The organism is Taklimakanibacter albus, from assembly GCF_016595235.1.
Classification (GTDB): Bacteria; Pseudomonadota; Alphaproteobacteria; order Rhizobiales; family Aestuariivirgaceae; genus Taklimakanibacter; species Taklimakanibacter albus.
Map to the genome: position 1 here is coordinate 895,055 of NZ_JAENHL010000007.1, position 12,302 is coordinate 907,356.

At 58.1% G+C, this 12,302-nt stretch carries 16 protein-coding genes; 9 read left to right on the plus strand and 7 right to left on the minus strand.

The window, feature by feature from the left end; all coding sequences use genetic code 11:
* Window positions 1-249: 249 nt before the first annotated feature.
* Together JHL16_RS15905 and JHL16_RS15910 are read right to left on the minus strand one after the other, a co-directional pair.
* Window positions 250-450 carry a hypothetical protein gene (locus tag JHL16_RS15905; protein ID WP_200185872.1) on the minus strand — a complete coding sequence of 67 codons (201 nt, stop codon included), beginning with the start codon at window positions 448-450 and terminating at the stop codon, window positions 250-252.
* Between the two features lie 784 nt (window positions 451-1,234).
* Window positions 1,235-1,513, minus strand: coding sequence for a hypothetical protein (locus tag JHL16_RS15910; protein ID WP_200185873.1), 279 nt, complete (start codon window positions 1,511-1,513; stop codon window positions 1,235-1,237).
* 211 nt (window positions 1,514-1,724) lie between these two features.
* Here JHL16_RS15910 and JHL16_RS15915 point away from each other — a divergent pair, with 211 nt between their 5' ends.
* The 5 genes from JHL16_RS15915 (at window position 1,725) to JHL16_RS15935 (ending at window position 6,322) form a co-directional block, all read left to right on the plus strand.
* Window positions 1,725-1,958: a hypothetical protein gene (locus JHL16_RS15915; RefSeq protein WP_200185874.1), complete on the plus strand. Its 234-nt coding sequence runs from the start codon at window positions 1,725-1,727 to the stop codon at window positions 1,956-1,958.
* A 475-nt stretch (window positions 1,959-2,433) separates the two neighbouring features.
* Window positions 2,434-2,976: a hypothetical protein gene (locus JHL16_RS15920; protein WP_200185875.1), complete on the plus strand. Its 543-nt coding sequence runs from the start codon at window positions 2,434-2,436 to the stop codon at window positions 2,974-2,976.
* Window positions 2,977-3,209: 233 nt separating this feature from the next.
* Window positions 3,210-3,503: a PepSY domain-containing protein gene (locus JHL16_RS35530; RefSeq protein WP_420884559.1), complete on the plus strand. Its 294-nt coding sequence runs from the start codon at window positions 3,210-3,212 to the stop codon at window positions 3,501-3,503.
* 27 nt (window positions 3,504-3,530) lie between these two features.
* Window positions 3,531-4,112, plus strand: coding sequence for a hypothetical protein (locus tag JHL16_RS15930; protein ID WP_200185876.1), 582 nt, complete (start codon window positions 3,531-3,533; stop codon window positions 4,110-4,112).
* 122 nt (window positions 4,113-4,234) lie between these two features.
* Complete coding sequence (locus tag JHL16_RS15935; RefSeq protein ID WP_200185877.1) at window positions 4,235-6,322, plus strand: catalase; 2,088 nt, start codon at window positions 4,235-4,237, stop codon at window positions 6,320-6,322.
* 40 nt (window positions 6,323-6,362) lie between these two features.
* On the opposite strand, the gene JHL16_RS15940 is transcribed toward JHL16_RS15935, so the two are convergent.
* The 5 genes from JHL16_RS15940 to JHL16_RS15960 all read right to left on the minus strand — a co-directional run bounded on the left by JHL16_RS15940 (window position 6,363) and on the right by JHL16_RS15960 (window position 9,942).
* Complete coding sequence (locus tag JHL16_RS15940) at window positions 6,363-7,262, minus strand: hypothetical protein (RefSeq protein ID WP_200185878.1); 900 nt, start codon at window positions 7,260-7,262, stop codon at window positions 6,363-6,365.
* A 561-nt stretch (window positions 7,263-7,823) separates the two neighbouring features.
* Window positions 7,824-8,042 (minus strand): hypothetical protein, encoded by a 219-nt coding sequence (locus JHL16_RS15945; protein ID WP_200185879.1) that lies wholly within the window; start codon window positions 8,040-8,042, stop codon window positions 7,824-7,826.
* A gap of 79 nt (window positions 8,043-8,121) precedes the next feature.
* Window positions 8,122-8,778 carry a tetratricopeptide repeat protein gene (locus tag JHL16_RS15950; RefSeq protein ID WP_200185880.1) on the minus strand — a complete coding sequence of 219 codons (657 nt, stop codon included), beginning with the start codon at window positions 8,776-8,778 and terminating at the stop codon, window positions 8,122-8,124.
* 50 nt (window positions 8,779-8,828) lie between these two features.
* Complete coding sequence (gene ykgO / locus JHL16_RS15955; RefSeq protein ID WP_137856281.1) at window positions 8,829-8,954, minus strand: type B 50S ribosomal protein L36; 126 nt, start codon at window positions 8,952-8,954, stop codon at window positions 8,829-8,831.
* Window positions 8,955-9,483: 529 nt separating this feature from the next.
* Complete coding sequence (locus JHL16_RS15960; RefSeq protein ID WP_200185881.1) at window positions 9,484-9,942, minus strand: Hsp20 family protein; 459 nt, start codon at window positions 9,940-9,942, stop codon at window positions 9,484-9,486.
* 295 nt (window positions 9,943-10,237) lie between these two features.
* Between JHL16_RS15960 and JHL16_RS15965 the strand changes: the two genes are divergently transcribed.
* From JHL16_RS15965 to JHL16_RS15980, 4 genes are all read left to right on the plus strand, one after another.
* On the plus strand, window positions 10,238-10,606 hold the full coding sequence (locus tag JHL16_RS15965; protein ID WP_200185882.1) for a hypothetical protein: 369 nt from the start codon (window positions 10,238-10,240) through the stop codon (window positions 10,604-10,606).
* A 140-nt stretch (window positions 10,607-10,746) separates the two neighbouring features.
* Window positions 10,747-11,121 carry a PepSY domain-containing protein gene (locus tag JHL16_RS15970; RefSeq protein WP_200185883.1) on the plus strand — a complete coding sequence of 125 codons (375 nt, stop codon included), beginning with the start codon at window positions 10,747-10,749 and terminating at the stop codon, window positions 11,119-11,121.
* Between the two features lie 182 nt (window positions 11,122-11,303).
* The gene (locus JHL16_RS15975; RefSeq protein ID WP_200185884.1) at window positions 11,304-11,687 is read left to right on the plus strand and encodes a hypothetical protein; all 384 of its coding nucleotides are present in this window, start codon (window positions 11,304-11,306) and stop codon (window positions 11,685-11,687) included.
* Window positions 11,688-11,746: 59 nt separating this feature from the next.
* A complete protein-coding gene (locus JHL16_RS15980) occupies window positions 11,747-12,283 on the plus strand; it encodes a hypothetical protein (protein ID WP_200185885.1) in 537 nt (178 codons plus the stop codon).
* Window positions 12,284-12,302: the final 19 nt, after the last annotated feature.

The following is a 12,302-nucleotide window of genomic DNA, read 5'->3' on the forward strand; positions in this document are numbered from 1 at the left end:
AAGTCTCGACTGCGGCAGCGGTGGTTTTTTCGGTGACCATTCTCTCGGCCTCATTTCGCGCAAACGAGCCGCCAGCCTGAAGACACGACAAGCGACGCAGAATCATCAATTGGCTCTCCATTCCCAGTCTCATCATCTGAGTGGAGAGAGATAACCATCCATTCGGCATTGTTTTCTTTCTATATTGCGCCCTCGATATCCCGACGCAGGTCAATTAAAGGCGGCATTTATCTTGCCCATGCCCAGCCTCTAGAGCTTGTCCAATCGATCTAGAATCCAGGTCATTTCCTGAAGATGCTTTTGCTCTGCGTTCTCAGCGAGCTTCATGCGCCGATGGCTTTCCGACGCGTCCAGCCCGGCTTCCCGCAATTTATCCGCCTCGTGAGTGTGAATGACTATGTCCAGATAAGCCCGTTCCGCTCGGTCGCGCGCCTCGGTTAACCGCCGCATGAGCTCCTCCCGAACCATGCAACAATAACGCATCAAAGCACTTCCGGTTTCCGTGCGGCATTGGAATAGAGGGGGAATAGAGGGCTCATATTCGGGGGTTCGGATGCGATCGGGGAGGACCAATCAGCTGCCATGGTGGCTACCGTCCAGCTGAATCGCGCCTCCAACGCAGATGTTCCTGTTGGAACGTATTGTCACGCCGTTCGTTGGTGGCGAGGATCGCTCCGATTGTATGGCGATAAAGCGACAGAATTAGAGGTAGACACGGTGCAATTCGAAGACTCGACGCAATGGGCTGATAAAATCACCGATGACTGTTCGCACACCCGTCGAAGTTCTCCTTCGTCGCTGCAAGGGCAACGTCACAATACGGGTGATGGACCGCCCCCGCGCCGATTGCCGTCCTTTCCGCCAAAGCGCGCTGTTTTCTCGATGATCGACCCTCGGGCCGATCCGACCAAATGAAAGCATAGGCCAGTCATTGGAGGTTTCAGATGTCAAAAGCGCCCCTCAGACCTGCCACACCAATTGATGCAGAGCTTACCGAATCCGGTCCTGACGCGGACACGGAAGTGGGGAAGGCAAATAAGATCGCCGACAAATACAAGAAGCCGTCTCATTCTACCGACAAAGATAAAGAGTAGTTCGTCGTTACCGAACCCACGGCTCCTGCGTGACGGCTCAAACCTAGCTCTTATAGTTTTGGTCTCCGCGCGCGTATGCGGTCAAAAAGACGATCCCGCGGACGCAGCGCCTGTCTTTTCAGTACAACACATGCCGTAAATCAGCTTGGACGTTGTTCTTCCAGATCTTCATTCTCACCGGGAGCTTCAGGTGGAAGTATGATCTCGATAATAAGAGGCGCTGGCGCCAACTCTACGGCTTGAAGACCTGACCTGAGCATCACCGCGATGACTTCGCCGGGCATGAATTCTTCGTCGGGAAAGGACCGTCTGATCCTTTCCGCCACGCCATAGGCATCAACGATTTCATTGTTGGCCTCGGCCTCTCGGACAATCTCTTTCACGGCAGCAGTTGCGGCAGGTGACAAAACTTTTGTCATCGGAGCCTCCTTGTTTGAGGCGACGCTACGCCTCCCTCACGCAACTTCAATCCCGCAAGAGCGGAAGCAACAGTGTCTGCGGCATATGCGCCAGAGGCTCCAGCGAGCAATTCCACTGATTTTCAGCCACTTACATAATCTTGTCATTTCCAGCAAAAAGCACTACTTACTCATAAACCCACTCTTGTTCAAAACGCTGTGAGATTCTGCCATGATCGAGAAACGCGAAGAACGTCTCCAAATTATGCTGGATATTCAAGAGCTTAGAGCTTTGGATAATTTCCGCTTCAAGGCCAGAATGCCCAGCCGCGCCGCTGCTGTCCGGGAACTCATCAGACGCGGCTTGGCGGCTGAAGGGTTTAACACCGCCGAAGAAGGGCAGCGGTCCTCGACTTTCGGCGTTCTCGACGGCGGGTCGAGCTCGGAAGGCAACGGTCACGCCTAGAAAATATTTCTCGGAAGACGCTTGGCACTTGGTCGGAATGTAGCTGGCCAGGCGTCGACCGTAATAATTGTTCCGCACACCGATTTGCGTCGAGGCGCCAAGCGCTGCGGACTTACGCAGTACCGCGAGTCAAGCCCCGACGCCTTATCACTGCCGCCGCGATGAATTTGAACAATGCCGTCGACCCGCCGGGAATCCGCAGAGCGGATTAACTCCCAGCGGGCCCGCGTGCCCCGGGGGGCAATAACGGAACACGCCAGGATCAAAGCGAAACGTGTCTATTCGTTCCTAAAGGGATACTAGTCTCGCTGCGGACGAGCAGGTTTCACTTGAGAACATGGCTCTTTGATCCAAGTCCAACCACGGCAGCAATTCACCGTGTTCGACCGCTTCGGTGATGCCCAAGCCCGCGAATAGGAACTTTGCCGGGTGAAGAACGGTTTGCTCCTTTGATTCCACAAGGAGGAAATCCGCGATGACAAACGAACGCCCGGAAGCGCTCGCCCAATTTGCCGAGTCCGCTCGGCACGGAGAGCAGGCAGGTGTCACAGGACCTACGGCAACGGCCCGCACCGCTCCTATTCCGACTGACCCCAAACTCAAGGATGAGGCGGCGACACGCGTTTTAGCCGAAGGCGCAACCGGCGAGGATCTGGCCGCCGAAGAATATGTGGACCGCCTCCCCGACCGTATCATCGAGAGTCAAAAACCATCTCACGAGGACGCGTCTACGCCAGCCTCTGAAGTTCCTCTTCCATCTTATGATGCGACGCATGACGCCCGCACGGGCCGTCCGCCGCAGCCGCTCGTGGCCAAGCAACTGGCAAGAGAACATGAGGTCTCACGATTGTCGGACGGCAACAAAAGTGCCGGCGAGGAAAGTCATTTCTCTGACGAGCCGCATTCACCGCAGGGCCCGAATGAAGATGGCCTAGTTGGTGGTCAGACACCGGGAAGAATGATTTCTCCAAAATTGGATGAGGAGTCGGAGCCCGGCGATCCAGAAATTGTCAGGTGAGAAGGAACCAACCGGCATCGCAAGCATTAAGTGTACCTCGCTTCCCGCGGGAAACCTTCAACAACCGAGAGATCTACATGAAATCTTTTCTCATGACGGCCGCGGCTTGTCTTTTGCTCACCACGCCTGCTTTCGCGATGACCGATGCGGAATGCAACACGATGTGGTCGCAAGCCGATGCGAATAACGACGGTTCATTGAGTGGTGGAGAAGCAAGCCGCTACGCTGCATGGATGCGGATCAATGGACAAAGCGTGCCGGCGGATAGCACGATCGCCAAGGCGGCCTTCCTTGAGAACTGTAAAACTGGCGTGTTTGCGTCTGCCGCGATCGATGAAGGCGCTCCGCTGGAAGGCGCGAACAGCTTCACCGAAGGCCAGGCTCAGGATCGGGCACTTGCCGCAGGTTATGCGGATGTGTCAGCTCTGGCCAAGGACGACAAGGGTATATGGCGCGGCACCGCTATGAAGGACGGCAAGTCCGTTCAAGTCGCCGTCGATTACAAGGGCAACGTCGTCGCCAACTAATTCCAGCCATTCAGAAAGAGGTACTCCATGCAAACGATAACGAAGGTATTCGACAGTCACGAGCGGGCCAGGAGAGCCGTGAGCGACCTTGAGGCGGCGGGTATTCCCTCGACGGATATCAGCTTGATCGCCAACCGTCATGTAAACGCGAAGTATGTCGACAAGGATGAGGCGTCCAACACAGCGGCGGGCGCCGGCCTTGGCGCCGCCGTCGGCGGTGGTGCCGGTCTGCTGGCGGGCTTGGGCATGCTGGCCATTCCTGGAGTCGGGCCCATCGTGGCGGCAGGCTGGTTGGCGGCTACAGCTGCAGGCGCCGTTGCAGGTGGAGCTGCGGGCGGTATTGTGGGCGCGCTTGTCGATGTCGGTGTTCCTGAAGAACATGCTCATGTCTATTCCGAAGCCATCCGGCGCGGCGGCACCTTGCTGTCGGTGAAGACAGATAGTCAGCACGCTGTGCGCGCGCAGGCAATCCTTGACAGGAATGAGCCTCTCGACCCGGTGAGATTGGGCGAAGACTACAAGAAGACAGGCTGGGAATCCTACAATCCCGAAGCCCCTCCCTATAAACTTACCGAAGCCGAGATCGAGCGCATCAGGCGACCGAACTAGGCTGCCCATCTCTTATTAGCCCCGACTCACCTCGGGGCTAATTCTTTAATGCCGGTTAGGCCCACGGGCGTTTGGCCACATCAACTCACCTTGCTTGAAAAGCTGTTCAACAGGAGTCTCACATGCCATCCTCACGCACACCGGGCCCGAAACAGCAACATGGTTCTGGCGGCGAGCTGCATCAGAAGAGCGGGAAATCCGGCGAAAACCTGACCACCAATCAGGGCATCGAGATCTCCGACAATCAGAACTCTCTCAAATCGGGGACGCGTGGACCCACGCTGCTCGAAGACTTTCTGCTGCGTGAGAAAATCACGCATTTTGATCACGAGCGGATTCCGGAACGGATAGTGCATGCTCGAGGATCTGGCGCCCATGGCTACTTCGAGCTCAATAAATCGCTCCGGCATCTCACCAAAGCGACGTTCCTGCAGGACACGAGAAAGCGCACCGAGGTTTTCGTGCGCTTCTCCACCGTCGCCGGCGGCGCTGGATCGGTGGATCTTCCCCGGGACGTTCGCGGCTTTGCCGTAAAATTCTATACCGACCAAGGCAACTTCGATCTCGTCGGCAACAACATTCCCGTCTTCTTCATCCAGGATGCGGTGAAATTTCCCGATCTGGTTCATTCGGTCAAGATGGAGCCCGATCGCGGCTTTCCGCAGAACGCCTCCGCCCATGATACGTTCTGGGACTTTGTCTCGCTTATGCCTGAGAGCATGCACATGCTCATGTGGGTCATGTCGGACCGGGCAATTCCACGCTCACTGCGCATGATCGAGGGCTTCGGCGTCAACACCTTCCGCTTTGTGAACGCCGAGGGTGAATCAAATTTCGTGAAATTCCATTGGCGACCGGTTCTCGGTGCGGCCTCCGTCCTGTGGGATGAGGCTGTCAAGATCAATGGGGCGGACCAGGACTTTCACCGGCGTGATTTATGGAAAGCGATAGACAGCGGGAATTTCCCGGAATTCGAATTCGGCGTTCAGGTCCTGGACGATCGGGCCGCCGCCGAACTGGAGTTCGATATTCTCGATGCCACCAAACTCATCCCGGAGGAGATGGTTCCCGTGCAGATCGTCGGGAAAATGGTGCTGGACCGTAACCCCGACAATTTCTTCGCCGAGACCGAGCAAGTCGCCTTCCACCCGGCCAATCTCGTGCCGGGCATCGAATTCTCGGACGATCCGCTTTTGCAAGGCCGGCTGTTCTCCTATCTCGATACGCAGCTCTCGCGCTTGGGCGGCGCCAATTTTCACGAAATTCCGGTCAATCGGCCGCGCTGTCCGATGCGCAATTTCCAGCGTGACGGCATGCGCCGCATGGACGTTCCCAAGGGCCGTGTAGCCTATGAACCGAACAGCCTCGCCCCCGATGGTCCGCGAGAAACCCCGTCTGGCTTCGTCACTCATCCGCAAGGTGATTTCGGCTCGGAGAAAGTGCGCGAGCGGTCCGCAACCTTCAAGGACCACTACAGCCAGGCGCGTATGTTCTTCAATTCCATGTCGGAGCCGGAGCAACGGCATATTGTCAGCGCGTTCGCATTCGAGCTCGGCAAGGTCGAAACACCGGCCATTCGCAAGCGGATGCTCGGGCATCTCGCCATTATCGACAAGACGCTATGCGGGGGTGTCAGCAAAGCGCTGGGGACGAATGAGATAGATCCCATCACGCCCGCTCTTGAACCACGCGACCTGGCGCCGTCACCCGCTTTGAGCTTGATCAAGAAGGCCCCCGCTACCCTGCGCGGGCGGACGATAGGCGTCCTGCTGTCGAATGGCGTCGACGGCGGCTTCTTGAAACGGTTGAAGAAAGCGATCGAGGCAGAAGGCGCGGAAATGGCTGTCGTCTGCCGCAAGATCGGCGGGGTAACCCTTTCGGACAAGATCAAGCTGCCGGCGGATCACGCTCTTTCCGCCGCGCCGTCCGTCATTTTCGATGCGGTGGCCATTCTCACGAGCGACGAAGGGGCGAACGAGCTCGCCGAAGAGGCGGCCGCCATCGATTGGGTACGAGATGCATTTGGACATCTGAAGGTTATCGGCTTGAACGGCCCCTCGGTAGCGCTCCTGAACAAAGCCGGATTGTCAGGAATGTTCGATGAAGGTGTGATCACCATCGAAGATGCCGCCGGCATCGAAGCCTATATACGCATGGCCAAACATCAGCGGATTTGGGACCGCGAACCAAAGGTTCGCAGTCCCGGGTGACGACTTCTCACGAAAGGGATCTGCGCGATTTGCGCAGGTTCTAGCGAGCCGAACTGATAACTAGAAGCTCGTCATCGTCCCGCTGCCTTCCCCCCATAGCGCCGGCCACGGAAGCGATGAATGCCCCGATCGCCATTGAAAGGGCGGCGAGAATAGCCGCCGTGGCACTCGCTTTGCGGGCTTCATCGGCCGCCTGCTGTGCCTTGGCCTTCCACTCGCTGGCCTTGGTCAGGAAAGCCTCCACGCGTGCCTGTGCGTCCTGTTGTGCAAGCCCTGTTCTCGCGGCGACGAGGCTGGCGAGATAGGTCCGGTCCTCAGGCGTTACCTCGCCCTGGATGGCGCCCATGGCGAGAATACGCGACGCTTGTGCTGCCGCGGCTTGATCGCCTTCCACGCCTGAGGTGGCCAAACGCGAAGGGTCGGCGGGCCTCAGCAAGCTGTCCACCAAATAGCCCGTCGGATCATTCTGGCCGCTCGACTGAGCGGCCTGACCTGCGGCATTGGCCGCACCACCGGCAACGCTGGCCGCAACCTGAGTGCCGGCACCGAGAAGCGTGGTCGTGTGGAGCCCGATGAGTCCGACGATGACCAGCGTTGCCACAGCCCATGCCATGAAGCCATGGGCGGTATCGCGGAAGAACACTTCATCCGTGTGCACCCCGACCCATTTGGTACGCAGCCGGCCGGATAGATAACCTCCGAGGGCTGACGAAAGCCATTGAACGATGACCAGCCAGATTGCCGTCGAAGCGGCGATGGTCGTCAGGCTGGCGCTTTCCGCCGACCACGGGGATACGAGAGTCAGCCCCAAACCGGAACCGAGCAGCATCAGCACAACAGTCGCGACGATCGCGGCAAATGCGCCGGCGAAGATAGGCCCCCAGACAACGGCGGGCCGTGAGCCTTCCGCAAGAGGGGTCTCTACAGTGACATTGGCCATGAGGCCCTCCTATCGAAAGAAGATGAAAAGAAGCAGGATGATCGGAATCGGAACGCCCAATAACCAAAGCAATATGCCGCGGCCCATGTGATGCCTCCATGTTTGCCCTGGAACAATCTCCTGAGCGCACGCTAACCCGCCGGCTGGCTTGGAGTTCCTGATGAAGAGGCGCCGATCAGGTTGTCTGGCTGAAGCGTCCTGCAAAGCAAATGGAACTTGTGATGAATGACGGCAGCCATAACAGGCTGCTGATCACTTCTGAATTTGGCAGAAGGTTAGACCGGCGGCGGATCCAATGGATGAATGTGAAAGTCACTAGCGCGGGATGCGAAAAAGTGGATGCCGAAGAAACCCACGCCAACATATGACAATCAATCACGTTCACGAGTCCGGGTTGATTCAACCCAAACTCGTCGTGATCCAGGCCCTCGCGGTGAATTCAATCCAACGCTAAGAGTGTTCCAAAAAGAAAACCCGCGTCAGCGGGTTTCTAGTAAGGGTAGATGCGCCAGAAGGGGTTGGTGCAGTTCGATAACGCCGGCGCCGCAAAAGAGTTCCATCTCAACCTTTGTCCATCACATCCAGAAGCCGCTCCATCTCAGCAAGGTCGAGTTCCTGGGCATCTACGAGCTTGGCGAGAATCAGCCGCGCTTCCTCGGATGAGAGCCCTTGCCTTTCGAGTTCCGTCACGATTTCATGTTGATCCGCGATGCCAAGGTCGCCGGCTTCCGCACGCCGACGGGCCTTCGTGAACAGGGCAAGCAGAGCGATCTTATCCATTTCGACTTTCTGCCACGATACGGGGACGTGATCAAACAGCGTCACCCGGGCGCCACGTGGAAGCACTGTGTTTGCCGGATCAGATCGGCCGTTCTTCGGCTTCGATCTCCTCGAGCGCGCGTTTGGCGCCGTCGAGATGTGGGTTGTAGGTCAAGGCCTCGCTGAAGGCGGCGCGGGCGGCGGCGAGATCGCCTTGCTGGCGCTTGATCATGCCGAGCCCGGATAATGCACCAAAATGCCGGGGCTCCAGCTCGAGCACCTTTTCGATGTCCTGGAGCGAATCATTGAAGCGCCCGATCAAGAAATAGACGGTCGCCCGCTTGTTCCAGGCTTCCGCATAATCGGGATGGACCTCGATCACATTGTCGAGGATGGCGAGAGCCGTGCCGGTCTCCTTCGCCGCCGAGGCGCGCATCGCCTGCGCCAGGAGCGCGTCGGCCGTCGGGCTGTCGGAGGTCATCCACAGATTCCAGATTGACTGCTCGGCCCGCTGCGCCTCAGGCCCGTCCTCGCTCTTGATCAGCCGGGCGAAAAGCCTGTCGATCTGCTCGGCCCGCATTTCCGCGGGCTTGAGCCGGGTCACGGCGGCGGGAATTGCCTCGGGACTCTTGTCGCGCGCCTCGGTCTGCGCTGCGGCGGCCGAAGCGAGAAAGACAAGGGCGGATAAAGCGACAAGGCTGCGCCGGATCATCATGGCGCCAGTATACCGCAGCACCTGCGGCAACAAAATGATCACCGCCGCGATGGTCTCGCGGCGGTGATCACAAAACCGTAGACGGAATCGCGTCAGCCCTGGCGGGCCTTGAACCGCGGATTGGTCTTGTTGATGATATAAACGCGACCCTTGCGCCGCACGAGACGATTGTCACGGTGGCGTTTCAAGAGCGATTTCAATGAGTTACGGATCTTCATGACAATCACCAAATAAATCGCACCCGGAACGTGTTTCCGGGTGCCTCTTTTCGAGGCGGGACCATAGTGATATGGACCTGACCTGTCAATTCCGCCCTTGCGCTTTCCCGCCCGGTTCAGACGGTCCAACTCACGATGTTCACGACGAATTTCATTATCACGGTCCTGGTTCTCCTGGCCGCCCTGGCGGTTGTCGCCCGAATGGTCATCATCGAGAAGCGCCCGCGCACCAGCATCAACCCGCGCCTGATCCCGACGACGCCGGTCATCGTCATCGGAGGCTTCATCGCCTTCCTCGCCTTGATCCACCTGATCAATCTCGCCGGTGTCCATACCGGGCGCTGAATGGCAAAAGGCGCCCGCATCTTGCGACGCGGACGCCCCGTTCAGATCAAGCAGCCGGTATTAGAGCCCTTCCCGTTTTGATCGAATCGTTCCGATTCGATCAAAACGGGTAAAAGGGCTCGAAAACATATAATCTGGAGCGCTTCCTTATCGCCAAAGTCGAGCAACTTTGGCGGCAAGCGCTCTAGGCGGCTTTCTTGTTCTCGATCACCTTGGGCTCGTTCCTGCCCGTGATGGCGATGGTGCGCGGCTTCATGGCTTCCGGAATCTCACGCTTGAGAGCGATATGGAGGAGGCCATTGTCGAGCTCGGCGCCGACGACCTGTACAAAGTCGGCGAGCTGGAAGCGGCGCTCGAAAGCGCGCTGGGCGATGCCCTGATGCAGGAACTCGCTCTTGGTTTCGCTCTTCTCGGCCTTCTTGCCGGAGACGCTGAGCGTGTTCTGCTTCACTTCGATCGTGATGTCGTTCTGACCGAAACCGGCGACCGCCATGGTCACGCGATATTCGTCCTCGCTGACGCGCTCGATATTATAGGGCGGATAGGCCGGAACCTCGAAGCTCCCGGCATTGTCGAGAAGCTGGCCCAGGCGGTCAAAGCCGACAGTCGAACGATAAAGGGGGGAAAGGTCAAACATGTGCACATTCTCCTTGAGCAAGGTGCAGTGGGGTGAGCCCGTCTTCATTGACCGGGCCGTTCAATTTGCGAACCCGCCGGGGCGGCGCTCGCATCAACTCAAATAATTTCTGTCCGGGGATTTTCAAGGGCGCGCGGGGGATTTGATTTTCCCTATATATTACAGCCGCTTAATTCAGAATCTTTGGCGCGAAAAATGAATGACGAATGAACGGTCCCTTCGATCCCCATTCAGTTACAAAGCCGTAATCTCCTGCCCATCGATGGCGAGGCCATCACTGAAGAAGGTCAAGGAGACAACAATGTTTACGAAGTTTCTCGTTGCCGCTGCCGCTCTGACCGCTGCTGCCGTTGCCACGGCGCCGGCCCAGGCGAAGACCAATATCGATGTGAATGTCGGCTTGGGCTTTGGCGGCGGCTACGGTGGCGGTTATGGCTATGGCGACGGCTACTATGGCGGCGGCTACGGCTACTACCCGGTCTATGGCGGCGGCTATGGCGGCATCAGCTGCATGAAGGCCAGGAAGATCGTGCAGAACCACGGCTTCTACAAGGTCAAGGCCGTCGATTGCAGCGGCAAGCACATGCGCTTCAACGCGAAGCAGTCCGGCGACTGGTATCGCGTGAAGGTCAACCGTTGGGGCAACATCGTCGATGTCGACCCCCTCTAAGAGTTCCCATAGGCTTTATGGAAAGAGCGCCCCCGGGCGCTCTTTTCGTTTGGGGAATGAACCCCGAGTGAATATCTCCTTGTGAGGATATTCAGGCGCATTCTGCGATGCTTGTGATCAACCGGACACAAGGAGCCATCATGACGGTCAAGTTGCGCTACGCCCTTCCCTTTCTCGCTCTCGCTTTGCCGCTCGCAACGGCTCCCGCCAGCGCGCAGTCCGATCCGCCGAAGGACAAGCCGGGCTATGAATGGCCCTCGCATTACGACTTTTACGTCCCCTATGGCACCAAGGGCGGTGGCCCGGCCTATGCCAAGCCCGCCTATAAGGGCGTCAATCTGACCTTGAGCTGCCGTGAGGCTGTAGGCCTTCTCAAACTGAAGGGGTATGAGGACATCGAGGAGCTGAGTTGTTCGGGATCGTCCTATCGTTTCAGCGCCAAACGCGACGGCGGACGGCTTGAAATCGAGCTCGACCCGCGCACCGGCGATGTTCTCAAACGCCATCGGTTGTAGGTCGAAAGTCCGATACGACTGTAATGGATCGCTTTTCCGGGGCCCCGACAAGGGGCCCCTTTGCTATTACAGAGTGTTACAAACCACGGCGGAAAGGCGCCATGTCCGCCGCATTTTCTTCACGATCCTCACGCAACGTGCCCTCGTTGCACGAGAGGGTGCAGCTGAGGAGTACTGGGGTTATGCTCAAGAAATTGATTACCGCCGGAGTGGTGTCTCTTGGCGTGATGGGATTCGGCGCGGCGGGTCAGGCCGTGGCCGGCACCGATATCGATATCGGAATTGGCGTTGGTGGCGGCGGCGGATATTACCAGCCTGGTCCGTCTTATGGTCGTGGCCGCATCAGTTGCCGCCAGGGTGCGCGGATTGCCGCCTCGGCGGGCTATCGCCGGGTGCGTCCGGTGGACTGCAGCGGCAGCGAGTATGTGTATCACGGCTTGCGTCGTGGCGATCTGTACCGCATTCAGATTCGCTCGCGCTCCGGCCAGATCAAGGATGTCGACCGGATCCGCAGAGGCGGCGGCGGCTGGGGCGGCGGTTACGATGACGACTACGACGACTATTGAGAGTGAGATCCATGGGGGAGCGCAAACGCTCCCCCTCCGACAAAAGAAGGTTTGAGATCATGCTGACCAAGCTTGGACTTGTAGCGACTGCCCTGGTGTGCGGGACGATCGCTTTCGCGGGCGCCGCGGATGCCGGATCGAAGCTGAAGTTCAGATATTACACCCAAGATCCGGACTATGATTACTACTACGGCCCCGAATACATTCCGGAGCCGCGCTACTATCGCTACTTCCGTCGCGATCGTCCCGCTTATCTCTATGAAGATCAGGATGATTACGACGATTACGCTTACGAGCCGGACTATTACGAGCCCGAATATATCCCGCCGCGCAAGCGCAAGGTCTATGCGAAGCCGCAGTTCCAGGAACGGCCGCAGACCCCGCGCAAGCAGCAGCAGGCCACCAGGAAGAAGCCGACCTCGATCACCTGCGCCAAGGCCGGCGAGATCGTTTCCGGCTATGGCTTCAAGAGTGTCAAGCAGGTGACCTGCAAAGGCCAGGTCTACGCCTTCAACGCGACGCGCGACGGCAAGCCCTTCTCCGTCAAGCTCAACTCGTCCTCTGGCCAGTTGACCGACGTCAAGCTGCTCAAATAGCTTCACCGGCAAGGCGGGA